Raw genomic sequence first — 24,651 nt, 5'->3', positions numbered from 1 at the left:
ACTATTTCTTCTACCGTCGGGTCAACATATATGCCTATTTGTGTTTCTGGGGTGATGCCTAGATTTAATAGATGGTGGGCTAGTTGGTTGGCTTTTTGGTTGAGTTGGCTGTAGGTTAGTTGTTGGTCTTCAAATCTTAAGGCTACTGCTTCTGGGTTCTTTTCGACAACTTTCTCAAATAACTGATGGATACATTTATCTTTTGGATAATCTGTTTTACTATTGGTCCATTCTTGCAGTATTTTCTGTTTTTCTGTTGCTGTTATTAGGGGGAGTTTTGAGATTTTTTGTTGGGGATTGACTACTATTGCTTCTAATAGATTTAGGAAATGTTCCATCATCCTAGTGATGGTTGCTCTGTCAAATAGGTCTGTGTTGTAAATAAAATAGCCTTCTAGACCTGATTCGGCTTCCCACAGATGGACTTCTAAATCCATTCTAGCGGTGCTGATACCTTCATCCCTCAGAGTCATCCTTAATCCTAGTAAATCCCAAGAGTTGATTGATGCTACATTTACGAGGTTAAATATCACCTGCACTAGAGGGTTGTGGCTTAAGTTCCTTTCAGGTAAAAGTTCATCTACTAGCTTTTCAAATGGTAAATCCTGATGTTTATACGCCTCTTGAGTTGTTTGTTTGACTTGAGTTAACAATTCGGTAAAGCTAGAGTCATCTTTACACTGACAACGAAGTGCAAGAATATTGGCAAACACACCAATTAACGGCTCAATTTCAACTCGGTTGCGGTTAGCAATTCCTGAACCTACTATTAAGTCAGATTCTCCACTATAACGAGACAGTAAGACAAAAAATGCACTCAGCAGAGTCATAAACAATGTTGCATCTGACTCCTGACCTAGTTGCGTGAGTTTCTGTGTCAAGTTCTGATTGAGTTGAAATTTTTCTGCTCCTCCCTGGAAACTTTGCAATTCTGGACGTGGGCGGTCTGTTAGTAGGGGTGATATTGGGGAAACTCCTGCTAGTTTTTGTCTCCAGTAGCTCAGATGTTTTTCTAATACTTCTCCTGTGAGTTTCTGTCGTTGCCAGTGGGCATAGTCGGCATATTGAATGGGTAATTCTGATAATGGGGAGGGGTTTCCTTGGCTGTAGGATTTATACAATGTAGATAGTTCTGAGCCTAGTATTCCTATAGACCAACCGTCATATATTATGTGGTGCATGGTTAACATTAATATATGAGTTTCTGGGCTGAGTTTTATTAGGGAGGCACGCAGCAGAGGGCCTTGGGCTAGGTCAAAGGGTTTTTCTGCTTCAGCGCTGGCTAGTTGTTGGAGTTTGGTTGTTTGTTCTGGTGATGATGGTAATTCTACTGTTGAGAGATTGATGTTGGCGACGGTCGAAATTACTTGTATGGCTTTTCCGTCTACGGAGGGGAAACAGGTACGTAGGTTTTCATGTCGTCGGATGATTTCGTTGAGACTTTGCTCTAAGACTTTTACATTCAGCAGACCCTCTAGTTGTAGACTCACCAGCATATTGTATAATGAACTTTCCGGCAAGAACTGATGCCAAAACCACATCATTTCTTGACTGTAGGAAAGGGGAATTTCCTGTTCTCTAGAAATAATTGGAATAGCTTGACTTTCTTTTGCCGTTGGCAGCAACTGCTGCTGTCGCAGCTTTTCCAATACCTGTTCCCGTTGTTTTGGCGAAAGATTGGCCAGACGTTTTTTGATATCATTCATTATCCATCAACCTCAGCTAAAATTTGTTCGAGTATATTACTGTCTACTTGCTCCAACTGTTGCTCAACTAAATTTTCGGCTAGTTTAGCTATGGTAGAGTTTTCAAATAAAGTACTTACTGATATTTCCATTGCAAAGGCTTTTCGCACCCGAGACACAACCTGAGTTGCTATCAAAGAATGCCCACCCAAATCAAAGAAGTTATCATGTATTCCCACCTTTTCTATTCCCAACACTTCTGCCCAAATCTCTGCTAAGACCTTTTCTGTCTCAGTCTCAGGAGCCACAAACTCTGTTGACACACTACTGAGATTATCCGGTACAGGTAGTGCCTTACGGTTTACCTTGCCACTAGGAGTCAATGGCAGTTGTGACAACACTACAAACCCGCTCGGTATCATATACTCCGGCAACCGCTCTTTCAAATACTGTTTCAATTTCCTGATTTGTTCTGTCTCTGACACCTCTGAGTTTGAGCTAGCTGGAGTTTCGGTTTCTAGCACTAGGTAGGCCACTAGATGTTTATTACCCTGGTTGTTTTCAGTGGCTAATACTACTGTTTCTTTGACTATGGCATATTGAGTTATGGTAGCTTCTATTTCTCCCGTTTCTATCCGGTATCCTCTGATTTTGACTTGGTGGTCTATCCGCCCTAAAAATTCTATGTTGCCATCAGCTAGATAACGTGCTAAGTCTCCTGTTTTATATAATTTTGAGGCTTTTGAGTTCTCAAAAGGATTAGAGATGAATTTCTTAGATGTTAATTCTAGGCGGTTCAGATAACCATTTGCCAGACCTGCTCCACCAATGTAAAGTTCTCCTGGAACACCCACTGGCACTGGTTGTTGCTCACGACTGAGAACATAAAGTTGAGCATTGGCAATTGGACGACCTATGGGAGGGAGTTTCGGCCACTTCTCGGCATCTCCTTCTAATGTGTAAGCAGAAACTACATGGCTTTCTGATGGTCCATATTGATTTTGCAGTCTACATTGAGGTAGTCGCTTCATCATCTCCACTAGGTCTAGAGTCACCTGCAATTGTTCTCCTGCTGTTACTATTTCCCGCAATGGTGGCAGATTTTGGCATTGATAAGCCACTGATGCCAACTGTTGCAAAGCTACAAAGGGTAAAAATAGTCGCTCTACCTGGTTGTGAGTTAAGAATTCCATCAATGCTAACGGGTCAAGTCTCAGTTCTGAAGACACTAACACCAGAGTCCCCCCAGAACACCAGGTGGAGAATATTTCTTGGAATGATACGTCGAAGCTAATGGGAGCAAATTGTAGAGTTTTTGCCCCTTGACCAACTATTGTTTCCTGCTGTTGCCACTGGAGCAGGTTCACCAGAGAACCTTGACTCATGGCCACTCCTTTTGGCTTACCTGTGGAGCCAGAGGTATAAATGACATAGCCCAAATTTGATGGTATAACTTCACTGCTCAAATTATCTTGAGAATAGTCAGACCATAGATTTTCATTACTATCCAAACAAACTATCTGACCTTGATGCTCTGGTAATAATGTTACTAATGATTCCTGGGTCAGCAATAGGGACACTTGGGCATCAGAAACCATATAAGCCAAACGTTCTGATGGATAACTTGGGTCTAATGGGACATAAGCCCCTCCAGCTTTGAGTATGGCTAATAAACCTACTACCATCTCTATTGAACGCTCGATACAGATTCCCACTAGGGTTTCTGGAACGACTCCCAATTTTTGCAAGTAATGGGCTAGTTGATTAGCTTTGCGATTTAATTGGGAGTAAGTTAAGCTTTGTTGTTCAAATACTACTGCTACTGCATTTGGTGTTTTTTCTACCTGCTCTTCAAATAACTGATAGATACATTTGTCAGTTGGGTAATCTGTTTTTGTGTCATTCCATGTTACCAACAATTGCTGTTTTTCTGTTTCACTGAATATAGGTAGTTCTCCTACCCTCTGCTCCGGGTTACTCACAATTCCTTCTAACAAAGTTTGGAAATGAGCAACCATTCCAGCAATAGTCTGTTCATCAAACAGGTCAGTATTGTATTTTAAGGACCCAAACAAATATGAGTTCTCTTCTAACATTTGCATAAATACATCGAACTGACTTTCAAATTGGTCGAATACAAAGGTTTCTACCTCAAGTCCTCCCAAATTTATCAAGGCTTTTGCTTTTGTGCCGCTATAGGCCAGTTTTTGCGTATCTTGAGATTCTGCTAGTAACTTCTGTAGTACAAAGCTAGCTTGAAACAGAGGGGAACGACTTGGATCTCGTTCTTGCTGTAGTCGCTCTACTATCAAGGCAAAGGGATAATCTTGATGAGCTAGCGATCCCAGCACTGTCTGGCGCACTTGGGAAAGAAAATCTCTAAAACAGGGATTCCCTGACAAATCTGCCCTCATTACTACTGAGTCAACAAAGTGACCAACAATTGAGGCAAACTCAGGTCTAGTTCTGCCAGCAGTGGGAGAACCCACCAATATATCCTCTTGACCAGTGTAACGATAAAGCAGAATTTGAAAAGCAGCCAACAAAGCCATGTTAGGAGTTACCCCTTCTTGTTTAGCCAGTTCCTTTAGTTGTTGAGTCAGTTTTTCAGATAACTTGAAAGGGTAAGCAGCACCGTTATCAGTTTGTATAGGCGGTCGCGGTCGGTCTGTGGGCAAATTCAATACTGGCAAGTCCCCTGCCAGTTTTTGTTGCCAGTATTCCCACAGTTTTTCTCCTTTTTCTCCCTCTACTAATTCTTTTTGCCAACGAACATAATCTTGATACGAATAATTCAGTGGAGACAAACAGTATTCCTCTCCTTTACAGATTGCTTGGTAAAGCTGGGGAATCTCTTTAGCAATCAAATTCCCAGACCAACCATCGAATACAATATGATGGAAGGTTAGTAACATCACATGGTTTTGGTTGGAGACAGTGAACCACCTAACTCGTATAACGGAATCTGTTTCTAGATCGAAAGGATACCGATGAGCTTCTACTACTTTTTTGTGTAACTCCTCTTCACTCCAGGTGGAAGCATCTATCTGCAAAAAGTCTAATTCTTGGTTTTCATGCACCTGTTGAACTGGTTGATCGCCCCATTCGGGGAATGTAGTCCGTAGTAGGGGATGGCGCTTTTTTAATGCTTGAAATGTCTGCTGCCAAGCAATTATATCTACCTGGCAGTACATCCGCATAGCAGTTGACACATTGTAATTATGATTATCAGGTGATAATTTCCACAAAAACCAGAGACCTTTTTGACCATAGGAGAGAGGATAAATTTGTGATATATCTGGCAGTTTACTCAATAAATGCAAGATTTCAGTTTTGTGTTCCTTAAGTAGGGCAATAACCTCTGGAGTCAATACCTCTTGGGAACCTCCACTCCGCAATTTTCCTCCCTCAGACCATAATCTAACACCTTTTTGGGAAAGGTCTTGTAAGAATTCAACTAAGTTCATAGTTCCACCTCTATCCAATTACTATTTTCAATATTATTAGGTTCTACTTGTTCCTGCTCGCCTAACTCAATAGCTGGTTCTTGATAGCTTTGAGTCAGTTCTTGATTTAGTTGATTTGAGAGAGCAGTAATGGTTATTCCTTCCATAAAACTGGTAATAGGAATATCGACCTGTAAATCATTTAAAATTCGATTCCTTAGTTCTAATGCCATTAGAGAATCTAGTCCTATTTCATTTAAAGGTATTTGTAAATCTATCTGATTATCCGTTATTCCCAGAACCCGAGCAGCTTGATTTTGAATATGAGCAATTAAGATATTCTTGCGATCGCCCTGAGGAGAAGATTTTAGTTTTTCCAACAAGGTGTCATCTTGAGTTTGATCTGTAGTTATTGCAGTCGTCCTTTCCTGCCAATTTGCCAAGAAAGGCCACTGTGCTACTCTTTCCTGCCACTGTGACCACTCAATAGGTACGACCCCTACTTCTACATCAGAGCCACTCATCAGTAATTCTAGGCACTCTAACACCTTCTCGGGCGAGATTGTACCCATTCCCTGCTTACTTGCCCTCACATCTGCACCTCGTTCTGCCGCCTCTCCCACTTGAGAAACTGCACCCCAATGAATACTCAATCCCGGCAAATCCTGAACACGACGATAATGGGCTAAACCATCAAGGAAAGCATTCGCTGCTGAATGATTTCCCTGACCAGGGGAACCAAACAGAGATGCTGCCGAAGAAAATAGTACAAAAAAGTCCAATGGTTTATTTTGAGTCAATTGATGCAAATTCCAACCACCTTTCACTTTCGGTGCCATCACCTGCTCAAAACTAGACCAACTCTGGTTTTGTAGCACTCCATCTGATAACATTCCTGCTGAATGAATCACTCCTGCTAATGGTTGGTTTGAGTTCTCAATCCTGTCGAACATCTCTGTCATTGCTGCCAATGATGACACATCTGCTTTTTCTACAACTACTTCTGCTCCTGCCATTTCTAGTTCTGTGAGTTTTTGACTGGCAGTATCATCCGGTTCGCGTCTTGTAACTAAGACTAAATGCTTGGCTCCTTTATCCACCATCCAACGAGCTACCAATAAACCCAAACCTCCCAAACCTCCTGTAATCACGTAGCTAGCATCCGAGCGGAAACTTAAAGGTTTCTGAGTTGTAGCAACTAATTGCTGGTGATTACTAGATACCAATCGCGACACATAACGATCATCTCCACGCCATGCTACTTGGTCTTCCTTATCCTCCGACCATATTTCACTAAATAGTGCATTAGCTCTGTCTTCTATAGCGGTTTCTGGGTCTAAATCTATACGAGTACAGTTTAATTCTGGGTGTTCTAAGCTAATTACTTTTCCCATTCCCCAAAGTGCAGACTGAGTTATTTCTGATATTGTCGGATGATTTGATGGTACTGGTTGAGCACCAGAAGTCACCAACCATAACCGAGGTAATTTAGATAACTCTGCTTTAACTAAAGCCTGCACTAAATACAGGGTAGTACCACACCCAAATATAGATAAATTTTCTAATTCTTGGGAGCTTATAGACTCCTTCAACCCTGCATCTGTTGTCCAACATTGCACGACTCCATGAAACAATGGAGTTTTTGCTGTTATCGTTGTTATCAGTTGATAGAAATCATCTTGATTTTCAGGATTAATGATAAATTCTGTCGGAGCTATCTGTTGATATTTTTCTCCAGCAAACACTAAAGTACAAATATCTCCCTCTGAGTGGAGTTTGGTAGCTACTTGTTTAGCAATTCCTGCTTTGTCTGCTAGTACCAACCAATTCTGGGTTTCTGATGATGTTAGTTTTAAACTTTTCTCGTCTGCTTGAGCAACGAACACGGTTTGTTCTGAGAAAACTTCGGGAATATCCTCGATTTCTGGCAGACTAACTACATTAGTAAAACCCACTTCACCGAGGAATTGTTTCCATTTTTCTCGACTTAAAAGAGGATAGTCTGGGCGTAATTCATAATCCTGAAATTTCCACCATCCTTCTAATAATCCGAATGTTAAATCTAGAAATTCTTGAGGAGTAGTTACTTCCCATAACACCAAAATCCCTCCAGGAGCTAACAATTTTCGCACATTTTGTAAGGTTTGACGCAAATCCTGAGTAGCATGTAGTACATTAGCTGCAATAATTATATCCTGCTGTTCATACTCAAATCCTTGATTTAAGGGATCTACTTCTATATCCAGTTGTTGATAGCGGACAAACTGGCGATCGCTAAATTTTTCTTGTGCCTTGCTGATAAATAATGTCCCAAGATCCGTAAACAAATATTCTGTGCGATCTGGATTCAAATGTGGTACAATATAACTTGTTGTTCCACCTGTACCAGCTCCAATTTCTAGTAAGCGTATGCCTTTATGTTTGGGCAACCTCTCAATTGCCTTGATTATAACCTGTTGCACTATAGCGTTCATCACCTTAGCTACAGTCGATTCTTGATACAATTTCGTGGCATTGGTTAAATCTCCTTCTGGGAAAATCAATTGCAATGGATCTTGCCTACCGAGTAATACCTCACTTAGTTGAGTTCCACAAACATTCAGTAGAGTTAATTCCGCTAGGAAATCAGGATATGTAGTCATTAGAGCTTGATTTCTTTGAGCAGGTTTGACTTCTCCTAACCCTTGTAACACTTGCCACTGCTGCTGCGGACCTGACTGTAAAACTCCAATTTCAGCTATTATTTGTAGCATTTGGTTGAAGAGTTGTTTATAATTAGAAAATATGCCTAGCTGTTGGCAAGCAGCATCAGTAGAGAAGCACTCGTCTACCTTGTATTCCCATCCCAAATCAATCAATGCTTGCACTATATAGTCTCTGCTTAGTTCTTTTAAACTCCTGGAAATTTCCCTCAAGCTATTATTTTTTCCTATAGAAGCCGTTTTCACAAGTTCTATTATCGTTTGGTCTAACTGCTGCTCTACTTCTACAGCTGTTAGCAAATTCTCCTTTGGCAGTCGTCTACCAAAGCGTCCCTTAATTATCCATTCGACTGAGTAAAGCCAATCTTTAATACTCACTCCTGTCAGTTGCTGCTGATGCTGTTTAACTAGCAGTTCCAGTAGTTTAGGCAGTAACTTAACTTCACTAGGGGAAAGATTTCCTACTCTTTCAAGTTCTTGAGCTAATGTCTCTATTTCTGATCCTTCAAGTAAGCTCAAAATCTGGGAGCCACCATTTTCCGACCCAATAACCCCCATTTTTTCAGAAGTTTCTATCCAATATCTTTCCCTCTGGAATGGATAAGTCGGCAACACTACTTTCTGACGAGCATAATCTGAATCAAACCCTAACCAGTCTACTTTGGCTCCTTTTACATACAATTTTCCTAAGCTGTCCAACATTTGCTGCCATTCATCTACTCCTGGACGCAATGATGGCAACCATTCTCCCACTCCTTCTTTTACACATTGCCTTCCCATTCCCAACAATATTGGTTTCGGTCCTATTTCTAGGTAGGTTTCATATCCTTCCGACTCTAGAGTTTTCATACTCTGAGCAAAGAGTACTGGTTGACGTACATGAGTTACCCAATATTCCGCATTGGTTATTTCCCCACCTACTTTTTCTCCTGTCACATTTGATATTAGTGGTATTTTCGGTTGATTATAGGTTATTTCTTTGGCTACTGTTTCAAATTCTGCTAACATTGGTTCCATTAATGGGGAATGGAAGGCATGGGAAACTTGTAGCTGCTTGGTCTTAACTCCCATTGCTTCTAACTTACTACAAATACTTGCCACTGCTTCTGTTTCACCTGAAATCACGGTACTTTCAGGTCCATTTATCGCTGCTATTGTCACCCTTGAACTATACTCACCTATGGCCTCTGTCACCTGAGATTCTGATGCCATTACAGATACCATTTCACCACCGGAGGGTAACTGTTGCATCAACTTGCCCCGCATGGCGATTAATTTCAGACCATCCTCCAGACTGAATACTCCTGCCACACAAGCTGCGACATATTCTCCTACACTGTGACCCATAACCACATTGGGTTTGATTCCCCATGAATACCATAATTTAGTTAGGGCGTATTCTATGGCAAACAAAGCTGGTTGAGTATAAGCTGTTTGGTCTAATAAATCAGAACTTGACTTTTGTGCATCTTTAGGGTATATAACTTCTAATAGAGGCACTTCTAAATATTCTTTCAGTATTTCATTGCATTGGTCTAGAATTTTCTGAAATGTGGGTTGAGTCTCGTATAATTGTCGTCCCATATCTACATACTGAGACCCCTGCCCAGTGAACATAAAGGCTATTTTAGTCGTAGTTTTGTTCGTTAGTCGTCCTGAACAGATGCCAGTAAAATTCTCTCCCTGTTTGTATTGTTTTAGTTTCTCTACTAAATCTTTTTTCTCAGAAGTAATCAGAGCTAATCTATGAGCAAATTCTGCTCTCCCAATGTTGGCTGTGTAGCAAATATCCCCTAAGTCATTATCATTTTCTAAATAACTCTGATAAGCATTGACCAAATCAGCAAGAGCCTTTTCTGTTTTGGCTGACAGAGTTAATATATGAGTTGGACGTTCAACAACATTCTCACTTTTGACTTGAGAGAGTGCTTCTTCTAAAACAATATGAGCATTGGTGCCACCTATACTAAAAGAACTGATACCTGCGATACGACTTTGATTATTTACCTGCCAAGGCTGTATCTTGGCTGATACTTGTACTGGTAACTGATCCCAATTTATATAAGGATTCGGCTGATTAAAATGTAGGGATGGTGCAATTTGTCGATTTTGCAGTTGTAATACCACTTTGATTAAACCAGCAATTCCTGCTGCTGACTCCAAGTGACCAATATTAGTTTTGACTGAACCAATAATTAAAGGTTTTTGTTGAGAATGAGTTGCTTCAAATACTTCTCCCATTGCTTCCACTTCAATGGGATCTCCCAAAGATGTGCCTGTACCATGAGCCTCTAGATAACTCACACTAGCTGGTTCTACTCTTCCATTTTCCAAAGCTTGACGAATCAATGCTTGTTGAGATGAACCATTAGGAACTGTTAATCCACTACTATTTCCATCTTGGTTGGTTGCACTACCCCGAATCACTGCTAGGATATTATCTTTGTCTGAGAGCGCATCCGACAAACGTTTGAGGACAATCACACCACAACCTTCACCACGGCCAAATCCATCTGCCGTAGCATCAAAAGTCTTACAACGACCATCCGCTGACAACATTTTTGCTTTACAATAGTTGATTGTGATCTCTGGAGACATTAATAGATGTACCCCTCCTGCTAAAGCCAAGTTGCACTCTCGATTCCTCAGACTTGAACAAGCTAAATGAGTACTTATTAAAGAAGAAGAGCAAGCTGTATCTACTGCTAAACTAGGACCTTTAAGCCCGAGAATATAAGATATTCGCCCTGATGCTATACTGTTGCCATTACCTAAACCTGAGTAAGCATCAATTTTTTCAATACCTTGACTTAATATATTTTGAAAATAGTCGTTGCTACTAATACCAATAAATACGCCTGTTTGAGTTTCCATCAGTTTTTGTGGATTTGTAGCAGAATGCTCTAAGGCTTCCCAAGTAACTTCTAGAAGTAATCGCTGTTGAGGGTCTAGATGAATTGCTTCTTTAGGAGAAATACCAAAAAAACCAGCATCAAATTCCTGTATTTGCTCAACAAAGGCTCCATAACGAGTATAGATTTTACCGGGAGTTGTAGGGTCAGAGTCATAATATTTACTAATAGGCCATCGGTCTGGTGGCACTTCAGTAATAGTATCTACTCCATTTTGTAAAAGTTCCCAGAAGGCTTCAGGAGTAGATGCACCTCCAGGCAAACGACAACCCATACCAATGATAGCGATTGGTTCCTTGCTTTGATTTTCGTATTTTTCTAGTTTGGAGTATGCTTTGTTGAGAGCTTTAAGCGCCCTTTCTAAATCTACAGTAGAATGTAATTGTTGTTTTTCTTGTGTTTCTTTTCGATTCATTTTGTCTTGATTAGGATAGAGTTGTAGTTCTTGAATTAGTAATTAGTTGTGTTAGAGCGTTTAGTTTTCGTGTTTAAAAATGCTTTAGATTAATTTTTCTAATTTCTCAATTGCTTGAAGAACTGATGCTTCTAATTCTTCTGTGAGTGGACTTGCCTCTGATAACTCGGATGAATTTTCTTCAGATAAGTCAGGCGATCGCAACTCAGTATCTTCTTGAGCATCTATTAAGTTTAATTGTTCGGCTAAGTAATCTACCAGCTTATTAATTGTAGAATAATTAAAAGCTAGAGAAGATGAAAGTGAACACTTCAAGCTACTTTGCAACTTATTCCTCAAATCCACAGAAGTCAAAGAATCCATACCCAAGTCAAAAAACCCTGTTTCCAAGGCAATTGATTCAGGATGATTAATTCCCAATACTTGAGCTACCTGACGACGCACATGAGCCACTAATAACGAGCGACGCTCACTGGCTGCTGTAGCCTCTAACTTTAACAGAAAATCTGACTTCGATGGTTCTGCCACCTCCAGTATAGTTTCCTGCCAATCCTCCAAAAACGGCCATTGTGCCAATTTCTCCTGCCACCCTGACCACTCAATAGGCACCACCCCTACTTCCACATCCGAACCACTGATCAATAGTTCTAAAGACTCCAATACCTGACTCGGAGATATTACACCCATCCCCTGCTTACTTGCCCTCATATCTGCACCTCGTTCTGCTGCCTCTCCTACTTGAGAAACTGCACCCCAATGAATGCTCAATCCCGGCAAACCCTGAACACGACGATAATGGGCTAAACCATCAAGGAAAGCATTGGCTGCTGAATGATTTCCCTGACCTGGTGAACCAAACAGAGATGCTACCGAAGAAAACAGGACAAAAAAGTCCAATGATTGATTTTTACTCAATTGATGCAAGTGCCAACCACCTTGTACTTTCGGTGCCATCACCTGCTCAAAACTAGACCAACTCTGGTTTTGTAGCACTCCATCTGATAACATTCCTGCTGAATGAATCACTCCTGCTAATGGTCGGTTTGATTCCTCAATCCTCTGCCACACACCTCTCATCGATTCCCAATCAGACACATCGGCCTTTTCCACTATCACTTCTGCTCCTGCCATCTCCAACTCTGTTATTTTTTTTCTCGTAGCATCATCCGGTGAACGGCGTCCTAACAAGACTAAATGTTGAGCACCCTTAGACACCATCCAACTAGCTACCAGTAAACCCAAACCTGCCATACCTCCTGTAATCAAATAGCTAGCATCCGAACGGAAACTTAAAGGCTTTTGAGTCGTATGTTGTGCCACTGGTTGCTGATGAGGACTTGCCACCAATCGAGCTACATAACGACCATCTCCACGCCTTGCTACCTGGTCTTCCTCACCCTCTGACCAAATTTCATTAAATAGTGCATCTCCTTGACTCTCTCTACTTTCCTCTGGGTCTAAATCTATACGAGTACAGTTTAATTCTGGGTGTTCTAAACTAATTGCCTTTCCCATTCCCCACACCGAAGATTGAGCTACTCCTGGTATTACCGGATTCTTTGAAGGTACAGCTTGAGCACCTACTGTCACCAACCATAATCTCGGTACCGTTGATAACCCTGCTTTCACCAATGCTTGTACTAATGATAAGGTCGTGCCACAACCTAACTGCGATAATTTTTCTAATTCCTGAGAATTAATCCCTTGACCTACTCCTGCTTCAATACTCCAACATTGTACTACTCCATATAATGATGGTGATTTCCCTGCTACTGTCTTGATTACTTCCTCAAATTCTTCTAGGTTGTTGGGATTCATCCTCAATTCGTCCGGAGCTATCTGTTGATACTTTTCTCCTGCATATACTAAGCTACAAACTTCTCCTAATGACTTGAGTTTTTTCGCTAACTGTTGCCCCACTCCCTTTTGGTCTGCTAGTATTAACCAACCTTTCTTTTCCTCCTGAGTTGGTTCTAAGGTTGTTGAACTTGCTTTGGCTACAATTACCGTTTGCTTTGACAATGTTTCTGCCATTCCCTCCACTTCTGGCATTGTTACTACTTCGGTAAAACCTGTTTCTCTCAACACATGATGCCATTTTTCTTTATTCAACAAAGGGTAATCTGGTCGTAATTCATAGTCACTGAATTTCCACCATCCTTCTAATAATCCAAATACTAGGTCTAAGAATCGTTGAGCAGTTGTTAGTTCTAACAACACTAACATGCCCCCATCTGCTAATAGTTCTCGCACATTGGATAATGTCTGCTTCAGATCTGTCGTTGCATGAAGTACATTAGCTGCTATTATTACATCATATTTATGAGCCTCAAATCCTTGAGTTTTCGGGTCTACTTCTATGTCTAAGGTTTTATAGCTGATGAACTTATAGTCCTGGAATTTCTCTTGAGCTTTGGCTGTAAATAATGCCCCTAGATCTGTGAATGTATATTCGGTTTGCCCAGGGTTTAGATGAGGCAGGATATAGCTTGTCGTCCCTCCTGTTCCTGCTCCTATTTCTAACAACCTTATCCCTCGGCTTTTTGGTAATTTTTCTATCCCTTTGGTGATTGAGTTTGCTACTATTGTGTTCATCACTTTGGCTACTGTTGACTCTTCATACAGTTGAGTTGCTGTGCTCAAATCTCCTTGGGGGAACACTAATTCTACTGGGTCTACTGCTCCTCGTAATACCTCACTTAACTTGCTTGCACAACGAGATAGTAGTGTCAATGCTGCTGTTTCTTCTGGATATTTGTGCTGTAAACTCTGGCTTTTTTGAGTCGGTTTTACTTGAGCTAAGGTTTGTTCTACTTGCCACTGCTGATGATTATTATTATATTTGAGTATTCCTGACTCTGTTAATATTTGTAGCAGACGCTTAAATAGTGGTCGATGGGTGGGAACTATACCTAATTTTTTGGCTGCTACATCAAATGCAAAGCTTTCTGTTGGTTTGTATGACCATCCCATTTCCTGTAATGCTTTGACTATATAATCTCTGCTTAATTCTTCTAAGCTCCTTTCAAAGGACGCTGTTGTTTTATTATCTACTTTCTTTACTAATTCTGTTAGAGTTGGAGTTAATTTTTGGTTGATTTCTACAGGAGGTATCAGGAATTCTGGTGCTCGTAGTCTTCCTAATATACCTTTACTTCTCCACTCTACTTCATACAACCAATTTTCTATTGGTTCGGTTTGTGTTCCTACTAGGGTCTGTTTTGTTGCTTGTTTTAGTTGGAAACCTTTGAGCTTGGCAATTATTTCTCCTTCTGGTGTTACTATTGTTACCATAGCCGTCAAACTTTCTGGTTTTTCCACTTCGGCATTGGTTACTGATGCGTAGGCCCATACACTCACCCCTGGATTCTTATATAGACAGAATTCTTCTATTCCTACTGGCAGATAAGTTTGGTCTTTAGCTTTGGCCGGTACTGCTACAGACATTACTTGGAAGGCTGCGTCTAATAGTGCTGGATGGAAATTATAGTCGTTTGTTTGTGTTATTAATTCTTCGGGCAGTTTTATATAACCTAATCCTTGATTTGACCCTGACCACAATTTTTCTATCCCTTGGAAGGTCGAACCGTACTCTATCCCTACTTGTTTACATTTTTCATAATGTTGTTTTACTTCGATTTTTTGATTACATTCACTCTTGTATTTTTCTAGGTCTACTTTTGTCTGAGTCGGGGGGGTTGACTCTTTTCTGATTCTTCCTGTGGTGTGGAGTCTCCACTCTTGTTCTCCATTTTGTTGAGAATATATTTGAAATTTATAGGATGAGTTGTCTGTTGGGGTGAGTATTGTTTGGGCATTTGTCAATTCTCCTGCTGGTAGTATCCATCCCCTACTGATTGTTAGGTCTTCTATTACTATCTGGGATGTTTTTAATTGACTCTCTCCTGCTGCTATTGCTATTTCTAGGTACCCTGTTGTCGGAAATAGTGCTTGATTAAATACTCGGTGGTCCTTCAGATAATTTGGTGAGTTTTCTTCTATTTGTGAGCCAAATATTTGTTGGTCCCCTGCACAATTTAGTTTTTTACCTAATAGGGGATGGAGGTTTTCTCCTTGGGAATATTGCTGTTTTGCCCAGAAGTTGTTGTTGGTTTCTATCCAATATCGTTCTCTCTGGAATGGATATGTTGGTAATGCTACTTTCTGACGATTATAGTCACTTTCAAACCCTGACCAGTCTATTTTTGCTCCTTTTACATACAACTTTCCTAAGCTTGATAGCATTTGTTCCCACTCATCCACTCCCGGACGTAATGAGGGCAACCATAAACCTTGCTCTTGTGTTACACATTGCTTTCCCATTCCTAGCAATATTGGTTTTGGTCCGATTTCTAGGTAGGTTTCGTATCCTTCTGACTCTAGAGTTTTCATACTCTGAGCAAATCTTACTGGTTTACGTACATGAGTTACCCAATATTCGGCACTGGTTATTTCTCCTCCTGCTTTTTCTCCTGTCACGTTTGATATTAGTGGGATTTTCGCTTGATTATAGGTTATTTCTTTGGCTACTTTTTCAAATTCTGTTAACATTGGTTCCATTAATGGGGAATGGAATGCATGGGATACTTGTAATCCTTTGGTCTTTACTCCCACTGATTCTAATTTATTGCAAATACTTGCTATGGCTGCGCTCTCTCCTGAAATTACTAGACTCTCTGGTCCATTGATCGCTGCTATCGATACACGGGAAGTATATTCTCCTATGGCTTCTTTTACCACAGATTCTGATGCCATTACTGCTACCATCTCACCACCGGAGGGTAACTTTTGCATCAACTTTCCTCGCATTGCTATTAGTTTTAGACCATCCTCCAGACTGAATACTCCTGCTATGCAAGCTGCTACATATTCTCCTACACTGTGACCCATTACTACACTAGGCTTTATTCCCCATGAATACCATAATTTGGCTAGGGCGTATTCTATGGCAAACAGAGCAGGCTGAGTATAAGCTGTTTGGTCTAATACACTTGAGTTTTGTTCCTCTTTTGGGTAGATTTCTTCTAACAGCGGTACTTCTAGATAGGGTTGGAGAATTTTGTCGCATTCCTCTAAGGCTTTACGGAAGGTTGGTGCCATTTCATATAGTTTTCTGCCCATATTCACATATTGGGAACCTTGACCTGTGAACATCAAGGCTATTTTTTGACTTGGAATTTTGCTGTCTGCTTGTCCTGAAAATACTCCTACTACTTCTTTGTTAGTTTTCCACTCTTGCAGTTTTTCTGTTAATTCTTTGGCTTTAGAGGCTATTATTCCTAGTCTGTGATTAAAATCTCCTCGACCTGTATTGGCTGTATAACATATATCTGCTAGTCCTAACTCTGGGGCATTTTCTAAAGATTTTTGATAACTACTGACTAAATCTTCTAATGCTTTTTCTGTTTTGGCAGACATAGTTAATATATGCAGCGAACGTTCTAAATCTTCTTCACTTCTTACTTCTGACTTCTTACTTCTGACTTCTTCTGGAGCTTCTTCTAACACTATATGAGCATTTGTGCCACTCATTCCAAATGAACTCACCCCTGCCATGTGACTTTTACCATTTGTATCCCAAGAGGTGAGCTTGGTCGCGACTTTTACTGGTAATTGATCCCAATTTATATAAGGATTTGGCTGATTAAAATGCAGTGATGGGGCAATTTTTTGGTGTTGCAGTTGCAAAACTACCTTCATCAACCCTACAATTCCTGCTGCTCCCTCCAAGTGACCAATATTACTCTTAGCTGAACCAATGATTATAGGTTGCTCTTGAGAGTGAGTTTTTCCAAATACCGTTCCTATTGCTCCAACTTCAATAGGATCTCCCAAAGAAGTTCCTGTACCGTGAGCTTCAATATAACTGATACTAGCTGGGTCTACTCCTCCATTTTCCAAGGCTTGACGAATTACTGCTTGCTGAGATGGTCCAGCAGGTACGGTCAATCCACTGGTATCACCATCTTGGTTAATGGCAGTTCCACGAATGACTGCCAGAATATTATCCCCATGGGCTACAGCATCTGATAAACGTTTAAGTACGACCATACCGCATCCTTCACCACGGACAAATCCATCTGCAGAGGCATCAAACGTCTTGCATCGACCATCAAAAGATAACATCCGAGCCTTAGAAAAACTGATGGTAAACTCTGGGGATGTTAATGCATTCACTCCTCCTGATAGAGCCAAATCACACTCTTGATTTCTCAGACTCGAACAGGCTAAATGGGTACTAACTAGAGAAGAGGAACAAGCTGTGTCTACTGCTAAACTAGGTCCTTTAAGCCCCAGAAGGTAAGAAATTCTCCCTGATGCGGTACTGTGGCTATTTCCTGTACCTACATAGGCATCAATTTTTTCAAAGCCTTGACTTAATATCCTTTGAGTGTAGTCATTACCACCAATACCAACAAATACACCAGTAGAAGTTCCTTTAAGTTTTTGAGGATTGATTCCTGAATACTCTAAGGCTTCCCAACTGACTTCTAGGAGTAATCGTTGTTGAGGGTCTAGATGAATTGTTTCTTTAGGAGAAATACCAAAGAAATTGGCATCAAACTCATCTAACCGCTCCACGAAGCCTCCATAACGAGTATAGATTTTACCGGGAGCGGTAGGGTCAGAGTCATAATATTTACTAATAGGCCATCGATCTGGTGACACTTCAGTAATCGCATCTACTCCGTTTTGTAAAAGTTCCCAGAAGACTTCAGGGGTAGATGCACCTCCTGGAATACGGCAACCCATTCCAATGATGGCGATTGGTTCCTTGCTTTGATTTTCGTACCTTTCTAGTTTGGAACGTGCATCTTTGAGGGCTTTAATCGCTCTTTCTAAAGGCAAATTTTGTTCTTTTCCTGGTGTTTGTTTTTGATTCATGTTCTCTTAATTAAGTTTATAAGTAGTTTTAGTAAGTTGTGTGGGTGTTGGTATAATTCCCAAGTTGACCCACAAAACCTATTGCTATTTAAATTAATTTTTCTAATTCTTCAATTTCTTGAATAAGTGATGCTTCTAATTCAATTTCTGTCAATGGACTAGCGTCTGATAACTCAGATGACTTTTCTTCAGATAAGTCAGGCGATCGCAACTCAGTATCCTCTTGAGCATCTATTAAGTTCAATTGTTCGGCTAAGTAATCTACTAGCTTATTAAGCGTTGGATAATCAAAAGCTAGAGTAGAGGATACCGACAATTTCAAGCTACTTTGCAACTTATTCCTCAACTCCACAGAAGTCAAAGAATCCATACCTAATTCAAAAAACCCTGTTTCTAAGGAAATTGATTCAGGATGATTAATTCCCAACACTTGAGCTACCTGACGACGCACATGAGCCACTAATAACGAGCGACGCTCACTGGTTGCTGCGGCCTCTAACTTTAACAGAAAATCTGACTTCGATGGTTCTGCCACTTCTAGTATAGTTTCTTGCCAATCTGCTAAAAACTTCCATTTAGCTACTCTTTCCTGCCACTGTGACCACTCCATAGGTACGACCCCTACTTCTACATCAGAGCCACTCATCAGTAATTCCAGGCTCTCTAACACCCTCTCTGGCGATATTGCACCCATACCATGCTTAATTGCCCTCACATCTGCACCTCGTTCGGCTGCTTCTCCTACTTGAGAAACTGCACCCCAATGAATACTCAATCCCGGCAAACCCTGAACACGACGATAATGGGCTAAACCATCAAGGAAAGCATTGGCTGTTGAATGATTTCCCTGACCTGGTGAACCAAACAGAGATGCTACCGAAGAAAACAGCACAAAAAAGTCCAATGATTGATTTTTACTCAATTGATGCAAGTGCCAACCACCTTGTACTTTCGGTGCCATCACCTGCTCAAAACTTGACCAACTCTGGTTTTGTAGCACTCCATCTGATAACATACCCGCAGAATGAATCACTCCTGCTAATGGTTGGTTTGAGTTCTCAATCCTGTCGAACACCTCTGTCATTGCTGCCAATGATGACACATCTGCTTTTTCTACAACTACTTCTGCTCCTGCCATTTCTAACTCTGTTATTTTTTTGTTAGCATGATCGTCCGGTTCGCGTCTTGTGACTAAGACTAAATGCTTGGCTCCCTTATCCACCATCCAACGAGCTACCAGTAAACCCAAACCTCCCAAACCTCCTGTGATCACGTAGCTAGCATCCGAGCGGAAACTCAAAGGCTTTTTATCCCTAGCATCAGCAAGTTGTGTTTGACTCACCACAATCTTGCCTATATGTTTAGCTTGCTGCATATAACGGAAGGCACTGATAACGTCCTCTATGGGAAATACCTTTATTGGTGGTGGTTGTAGTAAACTGTTGCAGAATTTATCTTTCAACCCTTGCAACATGGAATTAATTAATTCTGGTTGCTCTTGAGACTTTTTAACTACATCCACCACAAAATAAGATACATCCGGCCTGACTTCTGCCACTTTGCTTGAATCCCATACTCCTAGCTTGGCAATTTCCACAAATCGACCACCATGACTGACCACTGACATACTCTTGCTAATAAATTCCCCTGAAGTCAGAGAGTTGAGTACAATATCCACTCCTTGACCTTGAGTTATTTCCATCACTTGGTCAGCAAATTCTAATGTCCGGGAATTCATAATGTGTTTGACTCCCATATTTCGTAGAGCTTCCCACTTGGGAGGACTTGCAGTTGCAAAAACTTCAGCTCCTGCTTCCATTGCAATCTGCACTGCTGCCATTCCAGTACCTCCTGCTGCTGCATGAATAAGGATGCGTTGGCGTTGGCCATTAGTCCCATGAACGCCAGCCTTAATCTTGGCCACATGATGCAAAGCATAATAAGCGGTTAAAAAATTAGCTGGAATAGATGCTGCTTCTTCAAAGCTCAGATTTTCTGGCTTGGGCGCTACATAGTTAGCATCAACTGTTACATACTCACTAAAGCTGCCATGAGCCATAGTCATAACTAAATCTCCCACATGAAAATCTGTGACTTCTGAGCCTACAGCTACTACTTCACCAGCACACTCTCCTCCAAAGCTCTCCATTTCCACAAGGTGCTTTTGAGATACTCCATCTACTTCTTGAGGAAGTAATCCTAATGCAGATACCACATCTAGAAAATTCAATCCTGTTGCTTTCACTCTAATTTCTACTTCCCCTGCTGCTGGCGAATGTCTGGTAACTGGCTCTAGGATTAAGTTGTCTAAACTACCCTTCTGTGAACTTCCTAGTTTGAATGGTTGTGATGGTACTAACTTTTGTGCCACTGGTTGCTGATGAGGACTTGCCACCAATCGAGCTACATAACGACCATCTCCACGCCTTGCTACCTGGTCTTCCTCACCCTCTGACCAGATTTCATTAAATAGTGCATCTCCTTGACCCTCTTTACTTTCCTCTGGGTCTAAATCTATACGAGTACAGTTTAATTCTGGGTGTTCTAAACTAATTGCCTTTCCCATTCCCCACACCGAAGATTGAGCTACTCCTGGTATTACCGGATTCTTTGAAGGTACAGCTTGAGCACCTACTGTCACCAACCATAATCTCGGTACCGTTGATAACCCTGCTTTCACCAATGCTTGTACTAATGATAAGGTCGTGCCACAACCTAACTGCGATAATTTTTCTAATTCCTGAGAATTAATCCCTTGACCTACTCCTGCTTCAATACTCCAACATTGTACTACTCCATATAATGATGGTGATTTCCCTGCTACTGTCTTGATTACTTCCTCAAATTCTTCTAGGTTGTTGGGATTCATCCTCAATTCGTCCGGAGCTATCTGTTGATACTTTTCTCCTGCATATACTAAGCTACAAACTTCTCCTAATGACTTGAGTTTTTTCGCTAACTGTTGCCCCACTCCCTTTTGGTCTGCTAGTATTAACCAACCTTTCTTTTCCTCCTGAGTTGGTTCTAAGGTTGTTGAACTTGCTTTGGCTACAATTACCGTTTGCTTTGACAATGTTTCTGCCATTCCCTCCACTTCTGGCATTGTTACTACTTCGGTAAAACCTGTTTCTCTCAACACATGATGCCATTTTTCTTTATTCAACAAAGGGTAATCTGGTCGTAATTCATAGTCACTGAATTTCCACCATCCTTCTAATAATCCAAATACTAGGTCTAAGAATCGTTGAGCAGTTGTTAGTTCTAACAACACTAACATGCCCCCATCTGCTAATAGTTCTCGCACATTGGATAATGTCTGCTTCAGATCTGTCGTTGCATGAAGTACATTAGCTGCTATTATTACATCATATTTATGAGCCTCAAATCCTTGAGTTTTCGGGTCTACTTCTATGTCTAAGGTTTTATAGCTGATGAACTTATAGTCCTGGAATTTCTCTTGAGCTTTGGCTGTAAATAATGCCCCTAGATCTGTGAATGTATATTCGGTTTGCCCAGGGTTTAGATGAGGCAGGATATAGCTTGTCGTCCCTCCTGTTCCTGCTCCTATTTCTAACAACCTTATCCCTCGGCTTTTTGGTAATTTTTCTATCCCTTTGGTGATTGAGTTTGCTACTATTGTGTTCATCACTTTGGCTACTGTTGACTCTTCATACAGTTGAGTTGCTGTGCTCAAATCTCCTTGGGGGAACACTAATTCTACTGGGTCTACTGCTCCTCGTAATACCTCACTTAACTTGCTTGCACAACGAGATAGTAGTGTCAATGCTGCTGTTTCTTCTGGATATTTGTGCTGTAAACTCTGGCTTTTTTGAGTCGGTTTTACTTGAGCTAAGGTTTGTTCTACTTGCCACTGCTGATGATTATTATTATATTTGAGTATTCCTGACTCTGTTAATATTTGTAGCAGACGCTTAAATAGTGGTCGATGGGTGGGAACTATACCTAATTTTTTGGCTGCTACATCAAATGCAAAGCTTTCTGTTGGTTTGTATGACCATCCCATTTCCTGTAATGCTTTGACTATATAATCTCTGCTTAATTCTTCTAAGCTCCTTTCAAAGGACGCTGTTGTTTTATTATCTACTTTCTTTACTAATTCTGTTAGAGTTGGAGTTAATTTTTGGTTGATTTCTACAGGAGGTATCAGGAATTCTGGTGCTCGTAGTCTTCCTAATATACCTTTACTTCTCCACTCTACTTCATACAACCAATTTTCTATTGGTTCGGTTTGTGTTCCTACTAGGGTCTGTTTTGTTGCTTGTTTTAGTTGGAAACCTTTGAGCTTGGCAATTATTTCTCCTTCTGGTGTTACTATTGTTACCATAGCCGTCAAACTTTCTGGTTTTTCCACTTCGGCATTGGTTACTGATGCGTAGGCCCATACACTCACCCCTGGATTCTTATATAGACAGAATTCTTCTATTCCTACTGGCAGATAAGTTTGGTCTTTAGCTTTGGCCGGTACTGCTACAGACATTACTTGGAAGGCTGCGTCTAATAGTGCTGGATGGAAATTATAGTCGTTTGTTTGTGTTATTAATTCTTCGGGCAGTTTTATATAACCTAATCCTTGATTTGACCCTGACCACAATTTTTCTATCCCTTGGAAGGTCGAACCGTACTCTATCCCTACTTGTTTACATTTTTCATAATGTTGTTTTACTTCGATTTTTTGATTACATTCACTCTTGTATTTTTCTAGGTCTACTTTTGTCTGAGTCGGGGGGGTTGACTCTTTTCTGATTCTTCCTGTGGTGTGGAGTCTCCACTCTTGTTCTCCATTTTGTTGAGAATATATTTGAAATTTATAGGATGAGTTGTCTGTTGGGGTGAGTATTGTTTGGGCATTTGTCAATTCTCCTGCTGGTAGTATCCATCCCCTACTGATTGTTAGGTCTTCTATTACTATCTGGGATGTTTTTAATTGACTCTCTCCTGCTGCTATTGCTATTTCTAGGTACCCTGTTGTCGGAAATAGTGCTTGATTAAATACTCGGTGGTCCTTCAGATAATTTGGTGAGTTTTCTTCTATTTGTGAGCCAAATATTTGTTGGTCCCCTGCACAATTTAGTTTTTTACCTAATAGGGGATGGAGGTTTTCTCCTTGGGAATATTGCTGTTTTGCCCAGAAGTTGTTGTTGGTTTCTATCCAATATCGTTCTCTCTGGAATGGATATGTTGGTAATGCTACTTTCTGACGATTATAGTCACTTTCAAACCCTGACCAGTCTATTTTTGCTCCTTTTACATACAACTTTCCTAAGCTTGATAGCATTTGTTCCCACTCATCCACTCCCGGACGTAATGAGGGCAACCATAAACCTTGCTCTTGTGTTACACATTGCTTTCCCATTCCTAGCAATATTGGTTTTGGTCCGATTTCTAGGTAGGTTTCGTATCCTTCTGACTCTAGAGTTTTCATACTCTGAGCAAATCTTACTGGTTTACGTACATGAGTTACCCAATATTCGGCACTGGTTATTTCTCCTCCTGCTTTTTCTCCTGTCACGTTTGATATTAGTGGGATTTTCGCTTGATTATAGGTTATTTCTTTGGCTACTTTTTCAAATTCTGTTAACATTGGTTCCATTAATGGGGAATGGAATGCATGGGATACTTGTAATCCTTTGGTCTTTACTCCCACTGATTCTAATTTATTGCAAATACTTGCTATGGCTGCGCTCTCTCCTGAAATTACTAGACTCTCTGGTCCATTGATCGCTGCTATCGATACACGGGAAGTATATTCTCCTATGGCTTCTTTTACCACAGATTCTGATGCCATTACTGCTACCATCTCACCACCGGAGGGTAACTTTTGCATCAACTTTCCTCGCATTGCTATTAGTTTTAGACCATCCTCCAGACTGAATACTCCTGCTATGCAAGCTGCTACATATTCTCCTACACTGTGACCCATTACTACACTAGGCTTTATTCCCCATGAATACCATAATTTGGCTAGGGCGTATTCTATGGCAAACAGAGCAGGCTGAGTATAAGCTGTTTGGTCTAATACACTTGAGTTTTGTTCCTCTTTTGGGTAGATTTCTTCTAACAGCGGTACTTCTAGATAGGGTTGGAGAATTTTGTCGCATTCCTCTAAGGCTTTACGGAAGGTTGGTGCCATTTCATATAGTTTTCTGCCCATATTCACATATTGGGAACCTTGACCTGTGAACATCAAGGCTATTTTTTGACTTGGAATTTTGCTGTCTGCTTGTCCTGAAAATACTCCTACTACTTCTTTGTTAGTTTTCCACTCTTGCAGTTTTTCTGTTAATTCTTTGGCTTTAGAGGCTATTATTCCTAGTCTGTGATTAAAATCTCCTCGACCTGTATTGGCTGTATAACATATATCTGCTAGTCCTAACTCTGGGGCATTTTCTAAAGATTTTTGATAACTACTGACTAAATCTTCTAATGCTTTTTCTGTTTTGGCAGACATAGTTAATATATGCAGCGAACGTTCTAAATCTTCTTCACTTCTTACTTCTGACTTCTTACTTCTGACTTCTTCTGGAGCTTCTTCTAACACTATATGAGCATTTGTGCCACTCATTCCAAATGAACTCACCCCTGCCA

The 24,651-nt window shown here is 40.7% G+C and carries 5 protein-coding genes; all 5 read right to left on the bottom strand.

Features of this window, described 5'->3' with window-relative positions:
* Positions 1 to 1,706: condensation domain-containing protein (locus tag F6K15_RS28020; protein ID WP_293067362.1), on the bottom strand; the 1,706-nt coding region annotated here is incomplete at its 3' end.
* Positions 1,706 to 5,152 carry an amino acid adenylation domain-containing protein gene (locus F6K15_RS28015; protein WP_293067359.1) on the bottom strand — a complete coding sequence of 1,149 codons (3,447 nt, stop codon included), beginning with the start codon at positions 5,150 to 5,152 and terminating at the stop codon, positions 1,706 to 1,708. The genes F6K15_RS28015 and F6K15_RS28020, both read right to left, overlap by 1 nt.
* Positions 5,149 to 11,160, bottom strand: a complete 6,012-nt coding sequence (locus tag F6K15_RS28010; RefSeq protein ID WP_293067356.1) for a type I polyketide synthase — start codon at positions 11,158 to 11,160, stop codon at positions 5,149 to 5,151. The genes F6K15_RS28015 and F6K15_RS28010 overlap by 4 nt, the downstream gene beginning before the upstream one ends.
* Before the next feature lie 84 nt (positions 11,161 to 11,244).
* Positions 11,245 to 18,045: a type I polyketide synthase gene (locus F6K15_RS28005; RefSeq protein ID WP_293067353.1), complete on the bottom strand. Its 6,801-nt coding sequence runs from the start codon at positions 18,043 to 18,045 to the stop codon at positions 11,245 to 11,247.
* A gap of 88 nt (positions 18,046 to 18,133) precedes the next feature.
* Positions 18,134 to 24,643, bottom strand: coding sequence for an SDR family NAD(P)-dependent oxidoreductase (locus F6K15_RS28000; RefSeq protein ID WP_293067350.1), 6,510 nt, complete (start codon positions 24,641 to 24,643; stop codon positions 18,134 to 18,136).
* Positions 24,644 to 24,651: the final 8 nt, after the last annotated feature.

The sequence above is a fragment of the Okeania sp. SIO2B3 genome (assembly GCF_010672525.1).
GTDB lineage: Bacteria > Cyanobacteriota > Cyanobacteriia > Cyanobacteriales > Microcoleaceae > Okeania.
This window is presented reverse-complemented; position numbering and strand designations above follow the sequence as displayed.